Genomic DNA, 20,492 nt, shown 5'->3' on the forward strand with positions numbered 1-20,492 from the left:
TCCGTGGATCCCGCGCCAACCCGAGGGGGAATATGGGAACGGGAACAGCCGTCCTGATAGTAGTTCTAGCCGTCCTGGTGATTTTTGTCCTGGTGGTCCTGGTCAAGGCCGTCAAGATCGTGCCGCAGGCCCGGGCCGGAGTGGTGGAACGCCTCGGCAAATACCAGCGGACCCTGACCCCGGGCCTGACCATCCTGATTCCTTTCGTTGACCGCATGCTGCCGCTGCTGGACCTGCGCGAACAGGTGGTGTCCTTCCCGCCCCAGCAGGTCATCACCGAGGACAGCCTGGTTGTCTCCATTGACACCGTGGTGTATTTCCAGGTGACCGACGCCCGGGCCGCGACCTATGAGATTGCCAATTACATCCAGGGTGTGGAGCAGCTGACCATTACGACCCTGCGAAACGTTGTGGGCGGACTGAACCTGGAAGAGGCGCTCACCTCCCGGGACCAGATCAACGGCCAGCTGCGTGGCGTACTCGATGAAGCCACCGGCCGCTGGGGGATCCGCGTTTCGCGGGTGGAACTGAAGACCATCGCTCCCCCGCTGACCATCCAGGATTCCATGGAAAAGCAGATGCGCGCCGAGCGGGAACGCCGCGCCACCGTCCTGACAGCCGAGGGCTCCAAGCAGTCGCAGATCCTGACCGCGGAAGGACGCCGGCAGGCGGCCATCCTCGCCGCCGAAGGCGACGCGAAGGCCGCGATCCTGCGCGCCGACGGCGAGGCCCAGGCCATTGCGAAGGTCTTCGGTGCCATTCACAAGGGGAACCCGGACCAGAAGCTGCTCGCCTACCAGTACCTGCAGACCCTGCCCAAGCTCGCCGAAGGCAGCTCGAACAAGGTCTGGATCATTCCCAGTGAACTCGGTGAGGCCCTGAAGGGTGTCGGAAGTGCGCTGGGCGACTTTGTGCCTGATCCCAAGCAGCATTCCGCCAACGGTTCCGTTTCGGCACAGAACGGAACAGCCCCGTCCGGCGCCTCGGATCCGGCGGACTACGCCTAAGCCCCTGTGGTAGCCGGTGGCAGTTCACAGCCGGTATAATTGACTGTTTGCCGGGCAACGGCCGCCAAACGCGGCGGGAAGCACCGGGAACAACAGTACCGGGAACAGCGGCGGCGTCGTCGGCGTTGTTCCAAAGGCAACAGGCGGCCAGGGGTGGCCGGCCGGACGCCCACCCGGGATGACAGGGCGACGGCACCGGCATGACAGAGGGTCCGCCAGCGGATCCAGCGTATTGATGAGGGAGAAAAGATGAGCGATCGTAGCCTGCGGGGTATGCGCCTGGGCGCGCAGAGCATGGAGACTGAATCCGGCGTGGAGCCGGCTCCCCGCCAGCGGGTGGAATACCGCTGTGAGGACGGCGAGCGTGTTTTCGTAACTTTCGCTGCCGAAGCGGACATTCCCCCGGTCTGGATTTCCAAGACCGGCAAGGAAGCGCTTCTGGTCGACGGCGAGAAGCCGGACACCAGCAATGACAAGCCGGTGCGTACGCACTGGGACATGCTGTTGGAGCGCCGCAGCATCGAGGAACTCGAGCAGATCCTCCAGGACCGCCTGACGATCCTGCGCGAACGCCGCGGAGAGCGTACCAGCGCCTAGTCTTCCTGCGTTCCACCGGGCCTCGGCCCCGGGAAAGAAAAAAGCAGGGCGGCCGCCTCTATGGCAGCCGCCCTGCTTTTTTTGTGCCCGGAGACCTAGCCGCGGCCGGTCAGCTTTTGCCATCTGGCCGAGAGACCCCAGCGGGTGACGTTGGCGATGGCTTCCACCACAATGTTGCCGCTCATTTTGGAGGCACCGAGTTCACGCTCCACGAACGTGATGGGCACCTCGGTGATCCGCAGACCCATCCGGGCCACCCGGAAGGTCATATCCACCTGGAACCCGTAGCCCACGGACTCCACGGCGCCAAGATCCAGCTGCTCCAGGGTGCCGCGGCGGAAGGCCCGGTAGCCGGCGGTGATATCCCGGACCGGGATGCCGAGCATAAGACGGGAGTAGGTACTCCCGGCGCGGGAGAGCAGCTTCCGGCGCAGCGGCCAGTTCACCACAGTGCCACCCGGCACCCAGCGCGAGCCGATGACCAGGTCTGCACCGGCCTTGGATGCGGCAAGCAGGCGCGGCAGTTCCTCGGGGCGGTGCGACCCGTCTGCATCCATCTCGACGAGGATGTCGTAACCGCGCTCCAGTCCCCACCGGAAGCCTGCGATGTAGGCGGCGCCAAGGCCTTCCTTGCCCCGGCGGTGCAGCACGTGCACCTGGGGGTCCGTGGCGGCGATTTCGTCGGCATAGGCGCCGGTACCATCCGGGCTGTTATCGTCCGCAATCAATACATCCGAATCGGGGACGGCATTCCGAAGACGCTTGAGCGTTATGGGAAGCGACTCGATTTCGTTGTAAGTAGGGATGATGGTCAGGACACGCACTCGCTAAGCCTTTCGTGGACACACGCCGCCGCTGTTCGCGGCCGGCACGGGGATCTCTCCCCCGGCAGAGTACCCAGTATATGGGAGTGCGTGTTGGTGTCCTTCCGCCCCGCAGCCCGGAGTCGCGCACAACCGGGCGGGTCCAGCCGTCTTCGGGCCAGTACCGGCTCAATGCCGGGCCTGTTTTCTACTGACGGTTGAACCCACCCGAGTGCGCTAATACTGGACCCGGTGACCGGCGGCCTGCGGCATACACGAGACCCCGGCGCGTTTTACTGCGGCCCTTGCAGCGCGGTCACGGCCGATCCGGGCAACACAAAAACGACGGCCGGGTGTAGCCGGACAAAGCCTCTGTGCGCCTTCGAAACGGACGGTTCCGACTGCGGTTCTCATAGCCTACGTGCTGACCCAAAACTGTCAATAAGGCTGCTGACTAGGTCCTATCCTGCATTGGTGCAGGTCAGGAGCACATTCTGCGGTCCATTCATCGGCCGGGTTTTTTGAGGTTCCGGCCGCTACGCGTCCAGATCCGATACACGGTACAGCTCGGTGCCGTTATGGACGGTCTGCAGGCAGCGCGGGTCCTCCCCGGTATCAAGGGCCGGAAGCAGGGGCGTGCCTGCCCGGGGATCCGTGCTCCATGCCGACACATTGGCATCAGGGGTCTGCACCATTAGTTCCTGCACCTCCCAGACGGCAAAAGATGCCGGCGCGCCGGGAGCGAGTTGGCCGAGCATGAAGTTGCTCTCACCTGCCGCGCGCCAGCCTGCCCGGGTGTGTCCGATGAACGCCGCCCGGGCCGAAACCCGTTCCCGCGGGTTCGAGTGGAAGACGGCTGCCCGTACCCCGGCCCAGGGATCCACGGCCAGGACCGGGGTGTCCGAGCCCAGGGCCACGGGAACACCTGCGGAGAGCAGCGAAGCCATCCGGTTCATTCCCCGGCTCCGGTCCCCCAGCCGCTGCTCGTACAGCCCGCCCGGGGCACCCCAGGCGGCGTCAAAGCCCGGTTGCAGACTGACGCCCACCCCGAACCGCAGCAGCTCGGCGATAGCCGCATCATCGGTCATTTCGGCATGCTCGAGCCGGTGATGGGCCGCGCGGATGGCTGCCTCCCCCACTGCGTCGGCGGCAATGCGCAGCCCCGCCAGGGCAACGTCCATGCCGGCGTCGCCGATAACGTGGAAGCCGCCCTGCAGCCCGGCACGGGTCATCAGCTCCAGGTGCCGGCCCACCTGTTCCGGTGTCAGGTACACGGTGCCGGTGCTGCCCGGTTCATCCGCATAGGGCTCACGCAGGGCTGCCGTCCTGGCACCGATGGAACCGTCAATGTTCAGGTCTCCGGCCAGGCCGAGCAGCCTGCCCTCAAAGAAATCCAGCAGCCCGGTGACCTGCGCCTCGGTCTCCACCAGCTGGCCCCAGTACGGCAGCACCTGCGGCAGCACAGAGTCGGACAGAGGGCCGTCGAGTCCAAGGAGCCTGCGCAGATCCTCGGGGGGCGCGATGTGCGGGGCGGCCATTTCCGTCACGGCCACTACGCCGCGGGAGGCTGCATGCTTCAGCGCTGCGACTTGGAAAACCGCACGCTGGTCCGGGCCGATGGCTCGGGAGACGGTCCGTGCGGCTTCGTGGGCGGCGCGGACCACAAAGCCGTTATTCCACCCGTCGTACTCCTGGAGCTGCATGTCGGCTGCGAGGGTGCCTGAAACCACCGCGCAGTGGACATCGGTGCGGGAGAGGTAAACCGGCCGGTTGCCGGAGGCTGCATCCAGTTCCGCGGCGGTGGGGACCCGGCGTTCGGGCCAGGACGATTCATCCCAGCCGGAGCCGAGGATCAGTCCAGCGGTGTCCCTCGCGTAGCGGCTGACCCGCCCGAGCAGGTCGGCCAGGGAAGTGCATCCGCTGAGGTCAAGGGTTTCGAGCGACATGCCCAGCTCGGTGGTGTGGACATGCGCGTCCACGAATCCGGGTGCCACCAGTGCGCCGTGCAGGTCCACCACGCGCATCCTGCTGTCCTGGATGGAGGTGGCGGCATGTTCGGAACCCACCCATGCCACGGTGTCGCCGTCGACGAGCATCGCGGTGGCGAAAGGGTCAGCGGCACTGTAGACCGAGCCGTTGCGGTAGAGCGTCAGGGTGGGGGCGCTCTGGATGGGACTGCCGTTCAAGGACTCACCTGTTTTCTGTAGAACTATTGGTACAACGAGACGGGACGCGGGTTAGCCCACGTTGGAGTAGGCGACGACGCCGCGCCGCACCAGGGCAATGGCGTCGAGGAAGCGGCGGCGCATTCCCGGCGGCAGGTCAGGCACCTTGGCCAGCTGGTCCAGCAGGTCAATCACCTGCTTGGCCCAGCGGACAAAGTCCCCGGCCGCCAGCTCGGTGCCGTTCAGGGCCACCTGCAGGTGCTTGCCCTTGACCCACTTGTACATCGGCCAGACCAGGCCCAGTTCGGGTTCCCCGGTCTCCGGAAGGCGGGATGCCTCTTCCACATCGGTCAGCTCGGACCACTGCCGGATGACGGTGTCCACCGCGACTTCCAGCGAGATGCTGGGCATCTTGGGCCGCAGGCCGCGTTCCTCGCGCTTGGCTTGGTAGACCAGGGCCGTGGCAAGGCAGGCGAGCTCGGCGGCGTCAAGGTCGTCGAAGGCCCCCTGTTCCAGTGCCAGCGCGACCAGCAGGTCCTTTTCGCCGTAGATCCGCCGCAGTTTCTGACCGGCCGGTGTTACGGCGTCCGTGCCGGAGGAATCCGGGGCAACATAGCCGTAGCGGGTGAGGACGTCACAGACCCGGTCAAAAGTCTTGGCAATCGTGTTGGTCCGGCCGCGGATCTGCCCCACGAGGTTGTCGGTTTCCCGGCGAAGCTTCCACCAACGCTCTGCCCAGCGGGCATGGTCCTCCCGTTCGCTGCAGCCGTGGCAGGGGTGCGCACGCAGCTTGCGGCGCAGTTCGGCGATGGCCTTTTCCTGCCGTTCGGTTCCGGCCGTGTGCAGCGTATTGGCGCGTGCAGCGGCAGGCCGCGGCGGCCGGTGGTCGTGCAGGGCGTTCCGGAGCGAGGACGCGAGGTCGCGCCGGTCCTTGGGTGAGCGGGAGTTAAAGGACTTGGGAATCCGGATGTGCGATACGGCCTCCGCGGGTCCGTCCAGGTCCATGCTGCTGATCCGCCGGAGCTGCTTGTCTTCCGTCAGGACCGCGGGGCGCACCTCGTGCGCCGAGGCATCGACGTCCAGGACCACGGCATGCCCGCCGATGCGGCCGCCGGGAATGAGGATGATGTCACCCGGCCGCAGGTTCTCCAGCGATGCGGCGGCGGAGCTGCGCCTGTTCCGGGCACGGGTCTTGGAAGCTGCGGATTCCAGGTCCGAGAGTTCACGGCGAAGCGCCGAGTACTCGTTGAAGTCACCGAGATGGCAAGTCATCGCCTTCTCGTATCCGGCCAGCGATTCCTCACGGGAACGTACCTGCTTGGCCAGGCCCACCACCGAACGGTCGGCCTGGAACTGGGCGAAAGAGGATTCAAGGATCTCGCGCGCCCGTTCCCGCCCGAACTGGGCAATGAGGTTGATGCTCATGTTGTAGGTAGGCCGGAAACTGGAGTTCAGCGGGTAGGTCCGCCGCGACGCCAGGCCGGCTACCGCCGCGGGATCCGTACCGGGCTGCCAGAGCACCACGGCATGGCCTTCGACGTCGATTCCGCGGCGTCCGGCGCGGCCGGTGAGCTGGGTGTACTCCCCCGCGGTGATGTCCACGTGGGCTTCCCCGTTGAACTTGTCCAGCTTTTCCAGGACCACGGAACGCGCCGGCATGTTGATGCCCAGGGCGAGTGTTTCGGTGGCGAAGACGGCCCGGACCAGGCCGGCGGCGAACAGGCGTTCCACCACTTCTTTGAAGGTCGGCAGCATGCCGGCGTGGTGGGCGGCGAATCCGCGGACCAGGCCTTCGCGCCAGGTCCAGAAGCCCAGCACCTCCAGGTCATCCTCCGGGATGTCCTGGGTGGCCTCGTCCACTACGCGGGCTATCTCCCGGCGTTCCTCCTCGGTGGTCAGCCACAGGCCGGCGTCCACGCACTGCCGGACGGCGCCCTCGCACCCGTTGCGGGAAAAGATGAAGGTGATCGCCGGCAGCAGGCCGTTGCGGTCCAGCTGCGCGATGACCTGCGGACGGGACGCGCGCGGGATGCGGGCAATCTGCGGACCGCCGTGTCCGTGGCCGCCGGGACGGTTGCCGCGGTGGCGGTCGCTGCGGCCGCCGCGGGAGGAACCGCGCGGTCCGCCCCAGTGCCCGCGCTGGCTCACACGGGATTCAGCCCGCGCCAGTTCCGTCAGTTCGGGGTTTACCCGGTAGCGTTCCTTGATCCCGGGCTGTTCACCTGCAGCCTGGTCGAAGGAGACATCGGACTCAAACAGGTCGTAAATGTCCCTGCCCACCATCACGTGCTGCCAGAGGGGAACCGGACGGTGTTCGGAGACCACCACATCGGTGTCCCCCCGCACGGTGTCCAGCCAGGCACCGAATTCCTCGGCGTTCGAGACAGTGGCACTGAGCGAGGCAACCAGTACGTCGGACGGAAGGTGAATGATCACTTCCTCCCACACGGCACCCCGGAAACGGTCCGCCAGATAATGCACTTCATCCATCACTACGTAGCCGAGGTCCATGAGCGCATCGGAATCGGAGTACAGCATGTTGCGCAGCACTTCGGTGGTCATCACCACCACGTCGGCGTCGGGATTGATGCTGGTGTCCCCGGTGAGCAGGCCCACGCGTTCACTGCCGTAGGCTGCCGCCAGCTCGGTGTATTTCTGGTTGCTCAGGGCCTTGATGGGAGTGGTGTAGAAGGCCTTCAAACCCTTTTCGAGGGCAAGGTAGACGGCGAACTCCCCTACCACCGTTTTGCCTGCCCCGGTCGGGGCGGCAACCAGGACACCGCGGCCGGCTTCGAGGGAACGGCAGGCTTCGGTCTGGAAGTCGTCCAGATCAAAGCCGAGTGACTGTTCGAAGATCCCCAGAGAGGTTTTCTTGTGTTCGGAACGTTGTTTTGCGGCGAGATACCGCTCCGAAGGAGACGTCATAAACCCAGCCTATGCTGTGTCTGCCCGGCACTGCGCCATATCATCGGTGGGCGAACGCGGACCGGGCCGGTCAGAGCTCGTGCACGGGTGTGGCGGTGTTGACCCCGGCGGCCACCTCGGCTTCCCGGGCCGCCTGCCGGCGGATCCGCCGCTTGTCATTGATTAGGCAGATACCCACGGCCAGGGCGAACAGCACCAGCAGGGGCGCGGCGAGGTAGAACATGCTCAGGGCATCCGCGCCGGGGGCTGCCATGGCCGCAAACAGGCAGATCACGAATACGGTGATCCGCCAGTACTTCAACACGGTTTTTCCGGCGAGCAGCCCTGCCAGGTTCAGTCCGACAAGGAACACGGGGATCAGGAAGGCGATGCCGAAGGCCAGCAACAGGCGCAGCACGAACGCCAGATAGACGGATGCGGTGATGACGTTGGAGCCGCCCTCGGGGGTGAACTCCGTCAGCACCCGGACGGCATTGGGCAGGATGAGCCAGGCCAGGTAAACCCCGGCCAGGAACAGCGGCACCGCGGCCGCGAGGAAACCCAGGGCCGCCCGGCGTTCCTTGGACTTAAGTCCGGGTGTGACAAAGGCCCACGCCTGATAGAGCCAGACCGGGCTGGAGACCAGCAGGCCGATAAAGACCGACACCTGGATCATTTGGTCGAAGGGTGTTGCGACACCCTCGAAGTTGATCGTGGTGAAGCGGCCGTCGCTGTTGCCCGCATCAAGGAGGGGCTTGGTCAGGGCTTCAAAAACGGGCAGGTACAGGAAGAAACCGCCCACGGTGCCCAGGACCACGGCGACGGCGGCCTTGACCAGGCGGTTGCGGAACTCCCGCAGATGCTCCTTGAGGGCCATCCGCCCTTCAGGGTTGGATTTGCGCCCTTTACGCAGCGCCACGGCTGCTAGCGGCTGGTTGGCGGGTTACCCGCGGAATCCGGGGACCCGCCGGGGGTGCCGGACGGCGGGGTCTGGCCGGGGAAGAACGTCTGGGACGGTGCCTGCTGCTCAGGGTTCACCACGTGTCCCTCCACCGGGTCGGTGGAAGGTTTGGGGTCTTCGTCCTTCATCTGGCGAACCTCGGACTTGAAGATGCGCAGGGACTGACCGACGCTCCTTGCCAGGCCCGGAAGCTTCGGCGCGCCGAACAGCAGGATAGCCAGTACAACAATGACGATGATTTGCCAGCCTTCAAGCCTCATGGCGGGGTCCTTTCGTTGAGCGATAATTCTATGTCAGAGATCCGGGAGATCGCGCCATGCGCGCGGTTGTCCCTTGGCCCTGCGGCGTTCGATCCGCCGCTGCCGGCGGGTTTCGCGGCGTGCGGCCTTGCCTGCCTCATAAGAGGTGCGTGCCGCCGCGGGATCCATGAAGATCCCGCCGGAGTCCTCCGCCACGACCGTTGACGGCACCGTCTCAGGGACGCTGAAGGACAGTTTGGCTGAAGCGGTTTCGAACTCGCGCACGATGCCGAGGAACCGTTGGAAGAGCCGGTAGCCGATCAGGGCGTAGAAAGCCGCCGCGCCTGCCGCGAGGGCAAGCCAAATGAGTATCCAGGACCACCAAGGCATACCCCCAGCATAGTGGAGTCTGCTGTGCGCAAACGCAACGGTTCCTAGGCGGGCGGATAGTTCGCCGCAGCCTCCCTCAGCCACGCCTGCGTTGCGGATCGCAGCTCCGGCGGCGAAGCCAGGGCCGCGGCACCGCCCAGCCGGGCAATGAACGCCGGGATCCAGCCGGTATGGGCTGTGCGCAACTCAACTGCCGTCCTGCCGTCGGGCAGCTCCGCGCGCCGTTCGGCGTCGTACGCTTCAGCGACCCAGAGGGCCGAGGGGTCCAGGACCAGCACCACGAGGCTGTCCAACGGCCCGGGCGTAAAAAGGTTCGTCGGGAAGGCTGTATCCGTTTCGGGGGCGTGGGTCAGTGCCGGGCCGTTGTCCCGGACGCCGTGGATGCGGTCCAGCCGGAAGTGGCGGGTTGCTTCGGCCCGGTGGCACCATGCCTCCAGATACCAGGTGTTGTCCACCGAGAACAGGCGCCGCGGATCCACCGTCCGGTCGGTCAGTTCGTCGCGGCTGGGTACCAGATAGCGCAGTTCCAGCTGGCGGGCGCCGGCGATGGCGTGCTGCAGCTGTGCCAGCACGGGACCGGCAGCCGAGTCATCCAGCCGTGCCGCGACGGCGGTTCCCACCGCGCCGGACTCCCCCGCCGCCGCGGCCAGCTTCTCCAGGGCGCTGGCGACGGACGCGGAGGAGCCGATGCCGGGGAGCGCCGACAGGGTGTCCAGTCCGACGATCAGTGCCGCGGCTTCGTCCATCCCGAAACGTACCGGTTCGGAGAGGTTGTCGGCGTTCTCAATGTAGATCCGGTCATCATCGAAACTGACATCCATCAGGCCGTTGGGGTAATGCCGCGGTCCGCTGACGAAGAGCAGGTTCAGGTCCTTGGCCAGCTGCTCCTTGCTCACTCCGAACACGGCGGCGGTTTCCGCCATGTCCGCGCCCTGGTTGGCGAGGACGTAGGGCACCAGGTCCAGGAGCCTGGTGAGGTGGTCCTGTGCGCCGGAGGCCTGCCGGTGCCCCGGAGCCGGGGGCTCCTGAAGTTTGAATGCCGGCAGCGGTTTGTCCTGGGCGTCAAGGGCCGCGGTGAGTGCGGCACGGACCCTGTCCACGTACTCCGCGGGTTCGACGGCGACGGCGGCGGCCCCCAACGCGGCCGTGTCGGCGGCCAGTGCGTCAAGGTCACGGACCCGCAGGTGCAGCCGGTCCCGGCCCGCGCAGCCCTCGGTCACGGCGTCGGCCTCCAGGCGCAGTGCCGTACCGGATCCTGCGCGCACGTCCACGACTGCCGGGGTGGGGGGAAACACGCTGTCAAGCGAGGCCAGGGACGCGTCAATGTCAAAGTCCGCAGGCACGGTGTAGGTTCCCGGCCGCAGCCGGACGGGACCGTCCATCCGCGACAGCCGGAAGATCCGCTCGGCGTCGCGGTCAAGGTCGTATCCGGCCAGGTACCAGTGGCCGAAGCGGCTGCCCATGCCCCAGGGCTGCACGCGGCGCGTTGAGTTCTCCAGGGCGCCGGCCGGCCGGTAGCTGAACGTGACCGGGGTGCGGGTGGTGGTGGCCTGCCAGATTTCGTCGAAGTGCGGGTCATTGGTGCGGATGGTCGGCTGGAGTGGAATCCGGCCGGCGTCTTCGGGCAGGACGCCGCGGGCCTGGAGTTTGCGCAGGGCGCGGGCCGCCGCGGAGCCCAGTGAGGCCTGGTCCCACATGCGCGCGGCGAGCCCGAGGACCGCAGATTCCTCCGGGGTGAACCGGACCCCGGGGAGCCGGTACGCGTCCTGCCGGATCCGGTAGCGCTGGATGGTGTTGTCCTCGAACATCGGGTCCTCGCTGTAGGACTCCACGGGGATCCCCTGCTCGCGCAGGAAGGCCTTGTCCCGGTCGAACAGCTTCTCCCGGGCTTCCGGCGAGGAAGCCTCGGCATACAGTTCGATCTCTTCGAACAGCTCGTGCTTGGTGAAGCCCCTGCGGGTGGAGAGCAGGGCAATGACCAGGTTCAGCAGGCGTTCGGTTCTCTTGGCGGACACGGGAGCTAATCTACCTTCCTTCGGACCCGGACAAACGACAAAGAGCGGAACCGCCGTCGGGGATGACGGTGGTTCCGCCCTTTGCGGAGGGGTCGGATCAGCGGACGCCGAGCAGGTCCACGACGAAAATCAGGGACTCGCCCGGAGCCACTGCGGAACCGGCGCCCCGGTCGCCGTAGGCCATGGCTGCCGGGATTTCCAGCCGGCGGCGGCCGCCGACCTTCATGCCGAGCAGGCCCTGGTCCCAGCCCTGGATAACCTGGCCGACTCCCACCCGGAAGTCCAGGGGCGTGCCCCGGTTCCAGGATGCATCGAATTCCTCGCCGGTGGAGAAGGCGACGCCCACGTAGTGAGTGGACACCGTGTCACCGGCCTTAACTTCCTGGCCGTCACCCTCAACGATGTCCTCAATAATGAGCTCAGTGGGTGCGTCGTGGGCCGGGAAATCAATCTCCGGCTTCTGACGGTCGTATTCGCGCTTTCCGAATGACATGGTGCTCCTCGCGGTTGAGTCAGGTGTGTCTGGTGAATCAGGTGTTAAAGGCTACTTGACTTCCTGGATGTCCACGACAAATACCAGCGGACCGGACGGGCTGCTGCCGGAGGCCGGGTCACCGTAGGAGAGCTCGGACGGCAGGACCAGGAGCACCTTGGACCCGGCCTTCTGGCCGGCCAGGCCATAGGTCCAGCCCGAGATGACGTTGCTCAGCGGGAACTCGGCGGGTTCGCCCCGCTCGTAGCTGGAGTCGAAGGTGGCGCCGTCGCGCAGTCCTACGCCGAGGTAGTCAGCCACAACCGTGCCGGACGCTTCCAGCACCGGGCCGTCGCCTTCCTCAAGGACCTTCACAATCAGCTTCTCCGGCTCTTCGGCACCTTCAGGGATGGTGACCGACGGCGTTCCGTCCTCCGCGAAGGTTACTTCCGGCAGCTTGCCGTCAGCACTGAGGGCTTCGACTTCCTCCTGGGGCATCAGCAGGCTGCCGTCAGCGTTCCGCGCGGCGGCTTCATCCTGTGTCAGCGGCTTCACGGTGTCCTTGGCGTCGGTGACAGTGAAGACGAGGAAGTTCTCTTCACGGCCCATCTCTTCGTCAGCCGGGATGTAGTACGCGAAATCGGAGCCCACGGGCGCGCCCAGCAGGGCGTCATACATTTGCGAGTTGTTGGTCTTCAGGTTTTCATCCACGGCAATGCCCTCGGCCTGTTCCGCGGTGTAGGTCTCCTGGGTAATGGAACCGTCTTCGGGGTTCACAATGGCCAGGCGGATCATCGCCGTCTGTTCGGCTGCAACCTCGGCACCGTCACCGCTGTTCACGCGGGACAATGTGGGGTCTTCGGCGCTCAGCGGCTTATCAAACTCCACGGTGGGGGCTGCACCGTCCTCACCCCGTTCGATCTTGACGGAGGACAGCGGGCCGGCGTCGTTCCCTTCGTTTTCGCCGCCGGAGCAGGCGGTGAGGAACAGCAGGAAGGGAAGGAGGATGGCTAGTACTTTGCGCACAGTACTTCTTTCAGTGGTGGACAGGGCTGTGGTGCGGACGGGCACGGGGGCGCCGGGAAGCGCGGCGGTTCCCGGCCGACAGCCGGACGCCGCGCAGGACCGCAACAGGCCCACCCTAACGGGTTCTCCTGAATGAATCCTAGGCGCGGCGCGGCGGCACGGAGTCAGAGGGTGGACAGAAGCGCCTCGACCCGCTCGTCAACGGAGGCAAAGGGATCCTTGCACAGGACCGTCTGCTGCGCCCGGTCATTGAGCTTCAGGTGCACCCAATCCACGGTGAAATCACGGTTCGCGGCCTTGGCGCGGCGGACAAAGTCGCCGCGCAGCTTGGCCCGGGTGGTCTGGGGCGGCTGGTCGACGGCCTCCTTGATGTCACTGTCTTCCACCACCCGTGCCGTTTCGCCGCGAGCCTGCAGGAGATAGAACAGGCCCCGGCGCCGTGAGATGTCGTGATAGGTGAGGTCCACCTGGGACAGGCGTGCCGAGGACATCTCCAAGCCGTGCCGTTCACTGACCCGGTCCACCAGCTTCTTCTTGATGGCCCAGTCAATCTCGGTATCGATACCGGAATGGTCCCCGGATTCGATCGCGTCCAGGGTCCGTTCCCAAAGGTCCACCACGCGTCCGGTATGCCGGTTGTGCTCACCGTTGACGGCCACGAAGTCCTTGACCCGCTGCAGGTAGATGCGCTGCAGGTCCAGCGGTGTAATGGTGGAGCCGTTGGCCAGTTTCAGCGGCTGCCGTCCCGAGAGGTCGTGGGAGGTTTCGCGGATGCTGCGGATGGGATTTTCCAGCCGCAGGTCACGCATCAGCACGCCGGCCTCGATCATCCGCAGCATCAGGTCCACGGACCCGGCTTTGAGGAGCATCGTCGTTTCGGACATGTTCGAGTCCCCGGCGATGACATGCAGGCGGCGGTAATGCTCGGCGTCGGCGTGCGGCTCATCACGGGTGTTGATGATGGGCCGTGACCTGGTTGTAGCCGAGGAAACGCCTTCCCAGATGTGGTCCGCCCGCTGGGAGAAGGCATAGAGGGAGCCGGATTGGGTCTTGAGCACCTTGCCGGCGCCGACGAGCAGCTGGCGGGTCACCAGGAACGGGATCAGCACGTCCGCAAGCCGGGAGAACTCCAGCCGGCGCGGGATCAGGTAGTTCTCGTGGCTGCCGTAGGAGTTTCCGGCAGAGTCGGTGTTGTTCTTGAAAAGGTAGACGCTCCCGTTGAAGCCTTCGGCCTTCAGGCGGTCCTCGGCCTCGTCCACGAGGTCGTCAAGGATCAGTTCGCCGGCCCGGTCATGGGCCACCAGCTGCGCCAGGTCGTCGCACTCCGCGGTGGCGTACTCAGGGTGGGATCCGACGTCGAGGTAGAGGCGGGAACCGTTGGTGAGGAACACGTTGGAGGACCGTCCCCAGCTGACCACCTTGCGGAAGAGGTAGCGTGCCACTTCCTCCGGGGACAGCGGCCGGGAATCCGGTCCTGAGTAGGCAATGCCGAATTCCGTTTCGACGCCGAAGATCCTGCGGTCCATCAGTCTCCTTCCGCGCTGGACAGCAAGCGGTCCAGCTCAACGGTGTTTATCCTGCGGAAGGCCCTGACGGTCCCCCGTGTGGAGAGCGGGTCCCGGTCCAGGACGGCGACTTCCAGCAGTCCGGCACCCAGCGGTTCAGCCGGCTGTCCGGATCCGGCGCCGTCGGGCGTCCGGGTGGCTGCAAGGGCACGCACCGCGGTCCGGACCGCGGACGGGAAATCCGCGTCCTGGTTCCAGGTGCGGGCCAGCGCTTCATTGACTACCTCGGCCTGACCACCCATCACCGTGTAGTTGCTTTCATCGGCGATTGAACCGTCGAAATTCAGCCGGTACAGATGGTCGGAGAACGGGTCGGGCCCGACCTCCACCACGGCGAGCTCCACCTCGAACGGCTTTCCCTCGGTGGTAAAGACCGAGCCCAGGCTCTGCGCATAAACGCTGGCAAGTCCGCGGGCGGAGACGTCATCGCGGGAATAGGAGTAGCCGCGCACATCGGCGAACCGGATACCCGCCTGCCGCAGGCTTTCGAACTCGTTGTACTTGCCGACGGCCGCGAATCCGATGCGGTCGTAGATTTCACTGAGTTTGTGCAGTGAAGGCGAGGGGTTTTCCGCCACCAGGGCAATGCCCTCACGGCAGGTGAGGACCACCACGGACCGTCCCCTGGCGATGCCTTTCCGGGCGAAGTCCGCCCGGTCCTTCATGAGCTGTTCGGGCGAGACATAGAACTGCTGGGTCACGGTCAGGCCTCCAGTCCGGCAGCGGAACGCCGTTGGATCAGTTCGGTCGACAGGATCTGCAGCTCGCGTTCGGGGATTTCCCGGTTCCCGGCGCTGTTGACCACGTAGATCACGGGCCAAAGCCGCCGCACTACGTCGGGCCCGCCGGTGGCGGAATCGTCGTCGGCCGCATCGTAGAGCGATTCCACCGCCACCCGCACCGCTTCGTCTTCATCCATATTCGGCCGCCACAGTTTCTTCAGGGCGCCCCTGGCAAACACGGACCCGGAACCGACCGTGTGGTGCTCGTATTCCTCATAGCGGCCGCCGGTGACGTCGTAGGAGAAAAGCCGACCGGTCCGGCGCTGCATGTCGTAGCCGGCGAACAGCGGAACCACGGCGAGTCCCTGCAGCGCCAGTGCCAAGTTCGACCGCACCATCGCCGCAAGCCGGTTGGACTTGCCGTCCAGGCTCATGGGCGTTCCCTCGATCTTTTCGTAATGCTCCAGCTCCACCTGGAACAGGCGGATCATGTCCAGGGCGAGCCCGGCTGTCCCGGCGATGCCCAGAACCGAGTAGTTGTCCGCCGGGAACACCTTTTTGATATGCCGGCTGGCAATCATGTTGCCCATGGTCGCCCGCCGGTCCCCCGCCATCAGGACACCGCCCGCGTAGGTGAGCGAGACAATCGTGGTGGCCTGCGGGGCCAGTCCCGATCCGGACCCGGCTGATACCGGGCCCAGGGTCCGCGCCGAGGGCAGCAGTTCCGGGTTATGCCGGGTGAGGTGCTCGGTGAAGGAGGACGAGGGTGCTTGGTGGACGGCGGCAGCGGGGTCCCGGGGACCCATCCGTCACTGACCGCCCTTTTGGATAAAGCCGCGGACAAACTCTTCCGCGTTGTTCTCGAGGACACCGTCGATCTCATCGAGCAGGTCGTCCACGCCTTCCGTTTCTCCGCTGGCTGCGGGCGCCTCGGTTTCGGCAACGGGCGGCGGAACTGCCTCGGTTTCCTCTTGCTCGGCGGGATGCGTTCCGGTGGTTTTGCGGTCCTGGGTTGCCATGATGCTAAGCCCTTTCTTGCCCGGGGGATGAATCCTAGTCCTATGGTGCCACGGTGGCTGCTGAACCGGTCAGGAGTCTGGCCACAAAATCTTCCGCATCGGCGGAAGCGTTGAATAGTTCCTCCGTCAGCGCCCGGGTTCCGCGCAGCGGCTCCCGGGTGGGGATGCGCTGCAGCCGGCGGCGGGACGGCAGTTCGAAGATGATCGAATCCCAGCTCGCCCCGATCACCTCGCGGGGGAAGCGCTGGAGGCAGTTGCCGCGGAAATAGGCGCGGGTGTCCTCGGGCGGATGCGTGACGGCCCGTGCAATTTCGTCATCGGTGAGCACCCGGTCCATTTGCCCGCGCGCGGCCAGCCGGTAGTACAACCCCTTTTCCGGCCGCATGTCGGAGTACTGCAGGTCCACCAGATGCAGGCGCGCATCCGACCAGGCCAGGCCGTCCCGTTCCCGGTAGGCCTGCAGGACCTTCAGCTTGGCCGCCCAGTCCACCGCGCCCGCAGCTTCCAGGGGGTCCCGTTTGAGGGTTCCCACCAGCGATGTCCAGCGGGCGAGGATGTCCTCGGTGTCCGCATCCGTCCCGCCGTCCGCCCGGGCATGGGCTGCTGCTGCCTCCAGATACATCTCCTGCAGGTCCAGCCCGGTGACCATCCGGCCGTCGGCAAGTTCAACCAGCTGCTGCAGGGTCGGGTCATGGCTGATCGCCTGCAGCGCTCCCACCGGATCCCGGAGCTCGACGGCCGGCACGGTGCCGGCCTCGATCATGGACAGGACCATGGATGTGGTGCCCGTTTTGAGCAGCGCGGAAACCTCGCTCAGGTTTGCGTCGCCAATGATCACGTGCAGCCGGCGGTATTTCTCCGCCACTGCATGCGGCTCATCCCGGGTGTTGATGATCGGCCGCCGGATGGTGGTCTCCAGTCCGACTTCGGTTTCGAAGAAATCCGCCCGCTGGCTCAGCTGGAAGCCCTGGCGCTGGTTATTGGTACCAATGCCCACCCGGCCCGAGCCGACAATGACCTGCCGCGACACAAAAAACGGCACCAGGCCGCTGACCAGGCTGCCGAACGGGACGCTGCGCGGCACCAGGTAATTCTCGTGGGAACCGTAGGAGGCGCCCTTGTTGTCGGTGTTGTTCTTGTACAGGTTCACCGGGGCAAAGCCCGGCATGCGGGCAATGTGCCGCATGGCCGCCAGCACCACTGCGTCCCCGGCCTTGTCCCAGAGCACTGCGTCCCGCGGCCGGGTGACCTCGGGGGACGAATACTCCGGATGGGCATGGTCAACGTACAGGCGTGCCCCGTTGCCCAGCACCATGTTCATCAGCACCGGATTGTCCGAGGCCTGCTCCCCGTAAAGGGCGGCCGGTCCCCCGCCCTCCAGGGCGATCTGCTCGGCATCCAGCACCGGCGGATCATCGGTGAGCTGGGTGGGGTCCGCCGCCGCCCGGGGCACCGCAAACCCGCGTGCATCATTCAACGGGGCCTCGTCCGTATAATCCCAGCGCGTGCCGGAGAGGTTGCCCGCCCCGGCACGCAGGCTGGCCGCGTAGGCGTTGACAATCTGGCTGGAGAGGACGGTGGCGTTGGCAGAGGGCAGCGACGGCGCCAGGATCCCGTACTCGGTCTCGGTCCCCATCACGCGGCGCACGGTCACAGATACTGCCCCGGGTTGGCGGCGGTTTCAATGGTGCGGCCCGGTTCCTGTCCGGCCTTGCCCTGGACGATGGTCCGGATGTACGTGATCCGCTCACCCTTCTTGCCCGAGATCCGTGCCCAGTCATCCGGGTTGGTGGTGTTGGGCATGTCCTCATGCTCGCGGAACTCGTCCACGACCGCGCGCATCAGGTGTTCTATGCGCAGACCGCGCTGGTGCAGCTGCAGCAGGTCCTTGATGGCGTACTTCTTGGCCCGGTCCACGACGTTCTGGATCACGGCCCCGGAGTTGAAATCCTTGAAGTACAGCATCTCGGTGTCGCCGTTGGCGTAGGTGACTTCCAAGTACTCGTTGGCCTTGTCCTCGGCATACATCTTCTCCACGGTGCGCCGGATCATTTCGCGGACCGTGGCCACCGGATCGTAGCCGTTCTCGGCCAGGTCTTCCCGGTGCAGGGGCAGATCCGGGGTCAGGTACTTGGCGAAGATCTCGGCGGCGCCCTCGGCGTCCGGCCGCTGGATCTTGATCTTTACGTCGAGCCGTCCCGGCCGCAGGATGGCCGGATCGATCATGTCTTCGCGGTTCGAGGCGCCGATGACGATGACGTTCTCCAGCTTTTCGACGCCGTCGATCTCGCTGAGCAGCTGCGGAACAATGGTGGTTTCGACGTCGGAGGACACCCCGGTACCGCGGGTGCGGAAGAGCGAATCCATTTCGTCGAAGAAGACGACCACCGGGCTTCCGTCCGAGGCCTTCTCCCGGGCCCGGCCGAAGATCAGCCGGATGTGCCGCTCGGTCTCCCCCACGTACTTGTCCAGCAGTTCGGGGCCCTTGATGTTCAGGAAGTAGCTGCGTGCCCCCTGTGTGCCGGTCTGTTCCATCACCCGGGCAGCCAGGGCGTGGGCCACGGCCTTGGCGATGAGGGTCTTGCCGCAGCCGGGAGGGCCGTAGAGCAGGATGCCCTTGGGCGGCTTCAGTCCATGCTCGCGGTAGAGGTCCGGATGCATAAAGGGCAGTTCCACCGCGTCGCGGATCTGTTCGATCTGCGGCCCCAGCCCGCCGATGTCGGCGTAGGAGATGTCCGGTACTTCTTCCAGGACCAGGTTCTCCACTTCGCTGCGCGGGATTTTCTCCAGCGCGTAGCCGATGCGGGTGTCCACCGTCAGCGCGTCACCCACCCGCACTTTCTCCCGGCCGAGGGGACCGTTCAGCCGGACAACGCGCTCGTCGTCGGCCCGGCCGATCACCAGGACCCGGTCGGGTTCCAGGAGTTCCTTCACCGTGAACAGCTCACCGGCCCGTTCAAAGCCGAGGGCTGCTATGACGGTAAGGGACTCGTTCAGCAGTACCTCCTGGCCCGGGACTATCTGTCCCAGGTCCAGGAGGGGGGAAACCGCTACCCGCAGTTTGCGGCCGGACTGGATGATGTCCAGGCTCTCCTGGACGGCAGCCGCAGTGGTCACGCCCGGCTCCGCATCGCGGCGCAGGTTGACTCCGATGACGGTGCCGAAGCTGAACGGTGTGGCGCCCTCGTTCTCGAGGGCGTCCTTCAGCCGGATAATCTCCGACTTCGCGGTTTCGAGCATGGCCACAAGCCGGGCGTTGTTGTGTGTCAGGGCAGCAAGCTGCCGGTCCAGATTCCGTAGTTTGTCACGCAGGATATTCAGCTGCCGTGCTTCCGTGCTGGTTCCAGCCGCTGCGGACACGGGCCGGGTTTCCCCGGTTCCGGGTCCGGTGTTCTCGGGTTCAGCCATCATGCCGACCGCCTTCACATTGCTCTGGGTCTGTCCAACGACAGTAACCCAGGGCGCCGTGAGAAACACGGGGTCCGGCGTCTTGTGTTTCCGCGGTTACCCGTTATGGGGTGTCGGTCTCCTGCTGGAACTTCTCAGCGCTTTCCAAAGCACCCCGCTGAACGGTCGAGCTGGCGTCCCGGGCGGCCCGTCGCAGCTTGTGGGCGGAGACCTCGCGCTCGCCGACGGCGGCGGGAGTCCAGGCGTTCATGTCCTCTTCGCTGAAGTTGGTCTTGGAGGCCCGGCGCTTGGCCACAAGCCCGGTGGCGCCTTCCGCCAGCCGCCGGGCGGTCAGGAGGAAGCCGGTGTGTGCCACCATGCGGTGATCCGGCCGGACGGCGAGACCCTCCAGGTGCCAGCCCCGGACCATGGATTCCCAGCCGTCGGGTTCGGTGAAGCGGCCGTCTGCCCGGATGGCCTCTGCCGTGCGGGAGAGCTGGGTAACCGTGGCCACATAGGAGATCCACACACCGCCAGGCGCCAGGACGGTGGCAACGGCGTCGGTGCATTCCCAAGGTGCGAGCATGTCCAGGACCACCCGGTCCACGCTGCCCGGTTCCTGCGTCTTCACCACTTCGTCCTGGAAGTCGCCGAGGCTGATCTCCCAGGCCGGGTGCGGTCCGCCGAAGAAGGTCTCCACGTTGCCGCGGGCAATCTGCGCGAATTCCTCACGCCGTTCGTAGGAATGCAGGCTGCCCTGGTCGCCGACGGCACGCAGCAGCGAAATGCTCAGGGCGCCGGAGCCGACGCCGGCTTCGACTACCCGGGCGCCGGGGTAGATGTCCGCCATCGTGACGATCTGCGCGGCGTCCTTGGGGTAGACCACGGCGGCGCCGCGGGGCATGGAGAGAACAAAGTCGGAGAGCAGGGGACGCAGTATCTGGTACTGGTGGCCGGCCGTGTTTGTCACGACGGAACCTTCGGGCAGCCCGATGACGGAGTCATGCTGGAGGTAGCCGCGGTGCGTGTGGAATGCGCCGCCCTCGGTGAGGGTGATGGTGTTCCGGCGTCCCTTTTCATCGGTGAGCTGGACCCGCTCACCGGGGCGCAGCGGCCCCCGGCGGATTTCAGCTCCGTGCGGCGCTGCGTTGGTGTCCTGCTCCTGGTTATCGGAGTTCATGGTGTTTCCTTTGGTTCTTGTGCGGGTCTGTACTGCCCGG

Annotated in this window: 18 protein-coding genes; 2 read left to right on the plus strand and 16 right to left on the minus strand. The window is 65.9% G+C overall.

The features are described from left to right. Nucleotides 1-32 precede the first annotated feature (32 nt). Together AC5RTS_RS00790 and AC5RTS_RS00795 are read left to right on the plus strand one after the other, a co-directional pair. Nucleotides 33-1,007 (plus strand): SPFH domain-containing protein, encoded by a 975-nt coding sequence (locus AC5RTS_RS00790; RefSeq protein ID WP_493990171.1) that lies wholly within the window; start codon nucleotides 33-35, stop codon nucleotides 1,005-1,007. Between the two features lie 249 nt (nucleotides 1,008-1,256). After that, entirely contained in the window at nucleotides 1,257-1,604 is a 348-nt protein-coding gene (locus AC5RTS_RS00795; protein ID WP_493990172.1) for an RNA polymerase-binding protein RbpA, read from the plus strand. A 95-nt stretch (nucleotides 1,605-1,699) separates the two neighbouring features. Here AC5RTS_RS00795 and AC5RTS_RS00800 read toward each other — a convergent pair whose 3' ends face one another. The 16 genes from AC5RTS_RS00800 to AC5RTS_RS00875 form a co-directional block, all read right to left on the minus strand. Next, the gene (locus AC5RTS_RS00800; protein ID WP_493990173.1) at nucleotides 1,700-2,428 is read right to left on the minus strand and encodes a polyprenol monophosphomannose synthase; all 729 of its coding nucleotides are present in this window, start codon (nucleotides 2,426-2,428) and stop codon (nucleotides 1,700-1,702) included. 515 nt (nucleotides 2,429-2,943) lie between these two features. Beyond that, nucleotides 2,944-4,593, minus strand: coding sequence for an amidohydrolase (locus tag AC5RTS_RS00805; protein ID WP_493990174.1), 1,650 nt, complete (start codon nucleotides 4,591-4,593; stop codon nucleotides 2,944-2,946). Between the two features lie 51 nt (nucleotides 4,594-4,644). Next, on the minus strand, nucleotides 4,645-7,497 hold the full coding sequence (locus AC5RTS_RS00810) for a DEAD/DEAH box helicase (protein WP_493990175.1): 2,853 nt from the start codon (nucleotides 7,495-7,497) through the stop codon (nucleotides 4,645-4,647). Nucleotides 7,498-7,567: 70 nt separating this feature from the next. Next, a complete protein-coding gene (gene tatC / locus AC5RTS_RS00815; protein WP_493990176.1) occupies nucleotides 7,568-8,353 on the minus strand; it encodes a twin-arginine translocase subunit TatC in 786 nt (261 codons plus the stop codon). 47 nt (nucleotides 8,354-8,400) lie between these two features. Then, a complete protein-coding gene (gene tatA / locus AC5RTS_RS00820; protein ID WP_493990177.1) occupies nucleotides 8,401-8,697 on the minus strand; it encodes a Sec-independent protein translocase subunit TatA in 297 nt (98 codons plus the stop codon). Nucleotides 8,698-8,730: 33 nt separating this feature from the next. Next, nucleotides 8,731-9,066, minus strand: coding sequence for a hypothetical protein (locus tag AC5RTS_RS00825; RefSeq protein WP_493990178.1), 336 nt, complete (start codon nucleotides 9,064-9,066; stop codon nucleotides 8,731-8,733). Between the two features lie 44 nt (nucleotides 9,067-9,110). Beyond that, entirely contained in the window at nucleotides 9,111-11,081 is a 1,971-nt protein-coding gene (locus AC5RTS_RS00830; protein WP_493990179.1) for a helix-turn-helix transcriptional regulator, read from the minus strand. Nucleotides 11,082-11,178: 97 nt separating this feature from the next. Next, on the minus strand, nucleotides 11,179-11,574 hold the full coding sequence (locus tag AC5RTS_RS00835; RefSeq protein WP_493990180.1) for an FKBP-type peptidyl-prolyl cis-trans isomerase: 396 nt from the start codon (nucleotides 11,572-11,574) through the stop codon (nucleotides 11,179-11,181). Between the two features lie 51 nt (nucleotides 11,575-11,625). Further along, on the minus strand, nucleotides 11,626-12,579 hold the full coding sequence (locus AC5RTS_RS00840) for an FKBP-type peptidyl-prolyl cis-trans isomerase (RefSeq protein ID WP_493990181.1): 954 nt from the start codon (nucleotides 12,577-12,579) through the stop codon (nucleotides 11,626-11,628). A 164-nt stretch (nucleotides 12,580-12,743) separates the two neighbouring features. After that, on the minus strand, nucleotides 12,744-14,105 hold the full coding sequence (gene pafA, locus AC5RTS_RS00845) for a Pup--protein ligase (protein WP_493990182.1): 1,362 nt from the start codon (nucleotides 14,103-14,105) through the stop codon (nucleotides 12,744-12,746). Next, nucleotides 14,105-14,845, minus strand: a complete 741-nt coding sequence (gene prcA / locus AC5RTS_RS00850; RefSeq protein ID WP_493990183.1) for a proteasome subunit alpha — start codon at nucleotides 14,843-14,845, stop codon at nucleotides 14,105-14,107. The genes pafA and prcA overlap by 1 nt, the downstream gene beginning before the upstream one ends. 2 nt (nucleotides 14,846-14,847) lie before the next feature. Then, nucleotides 14,848-15,672 (minus strand): proteasome subunit beta, encoded by an 825-nt coding sequence (gene prcB, locus AC5RTS_RS00855; protein ID WP_493990184.1) that lies wholly within the window; start codon nucleotides 15,670-15,672, stop codon nucleotides 14,848-14,850. 3 nt (nucleotides 15,673-15,675) lie between these two features. Next, nucleotides 15,676-15,885: a ubiquitin-like protein Pup gene (locus tag AC5RTS_RS00860; RefSeq protein ID WP_493990185.1), complete on the minus strand. Its 210-nt coding sequence runs from the start codon at nucleotides 15,883-15,885 to the stop codon at nucleotides 15,676-15,678. Between the two features lie 40 nt (nucleotides 15,886-15,925). Next, on the minus strand, nucleotides 15,926-17,521 hold the full coding sequence (gene dop / locus AC5RTS_RS00865; protein ID WP_493990484.1) for a depupylase/deamidase Dop: 1,596 nt from the start codon (nucleotides 17,519-17,521) through the stop codon (nucleotides 15,926-15,928). A 14-nt stretch (nucleotides 17,522-17,535) separates the two neighbouring features. Then, the gene (gene arc / locus AC5RTS_RS00870; protein WP_493990485.1) at nucleotides 17,536-19,293 is read right to left on the minus strand and encodes a proteasome ATPase; all 1,758 of its coding nucleotides are present in this window, start codon (nucleotides 19,291-19,293) and stop codon (nucleotides 17,536-17,538) included. Between the two features lie 103 nt (nucleotides 19,294-19,396). Next, on the minus strand, nucleotides 19,397-20,452 hold the full coding sequence (locus AC5RTS_RS00875; RefSeq protein WP_493990186.1) for a tRNA (adenine-N1)-methyltransferase: 1,056 nt from the start codon (nucleotides 20,450-20,452) through the stop codon (nucleotides 19,397-19,399). Nucleotides 20,453-20,492 lie beyond the last annotated feature (40 nt).

The sequence above is a fragment of the Arthrobacter sp. MDT1-49-2 genome (assembly GCF_059090185.1).

Coding starts and splice junctions, on each gene's coding strand:
- AC5RTS_RS00835 (WP_493990180.1), bottom strand. CDS start 11,574: ATGTCATTCGGAAAGCGCGAATACGACCGTCAGAAGCCGGAGATTGAT.
- pafA (WP_493990182.1), bottom strand. CDS start 14,105: ATGGACCGCAGGATCTTCGGCGTCGAAACGGAATTCGGCATTGCCTAC.
- prcB (WP_493990184.1), bottom strand. CDS start 15,672: ATGGGTCCCCGGGACCCCGCTGCCGCCGTCCACCAAGCACCCTCGTCC.
- AC5RTS_RS00790 (WP_493990171.1), top strand. CDS start 33: ATGGGAACGGGAACAGCCGTCCTGATAGTAGTTCTAGCCGTCCTGGTG.
- AC5RTS_RS00795 (WP_493990172.1), top strand. CDS start 1,257: ATGAGCGATCGTAGCCTGCGGGGTATGCGCCTGGGCGCGCAGAGCATG.
- AC5RTS_RS00860 (WP_493990185.1), bottom strand. CDS start 15,885: ATGGCAACCCAGGACCGCAAAACCACCGGAACGCATCCCGCCGAGCAA.
- tatC (WP_493990176.1), bottom strand. CDS start 8,353: ATGGCCCTCAAGGAGCATCTGCGGGAGTTCCGCAACCGCCTGGTCAAG.
- dop (WP_493990484.1), bottom strand. CDS start 17,521: ATGGGGACCGAGACCGAGTACGGGATCCTGGCGCCGTCGCTGCCCTCT.
- AC5RTS_RS00825 (WP_493990178.1), bottom strand. CDS start 9,066: ATGCCTTGGTGGTCCTGGATACTCATTTGGCTTGCCCTCGCGGCAGGC.
- AC5RTS_RS00810 (WP_493990175.1), bottom strand. CDS start 7,497: ATGACGTCTCCTTCGGAGCGGTATCTCGCCGCAAAACAACGTTCCGAA.
- tatA (WP_493990177.1), bottom strand. CDS start 8,697: ATGAGGCTTGAAGGCTGGCAAATCATCGTCATTGTTGTACTGGCTATC.
- arc (WP_493990485.1), bottom strand. CDS start 19,293: ATGGCTGAACCCGAGAACACCGGACCCGGAACCGGGGAAACCCGGCCC.
- AC5RTS_RS00875 (WP_493990186.1), bottom strand. CDS start 20,452: ATGAACTCCGATAACCAGGAGCAGGACACCAACGCAGCGCCGCACGGA.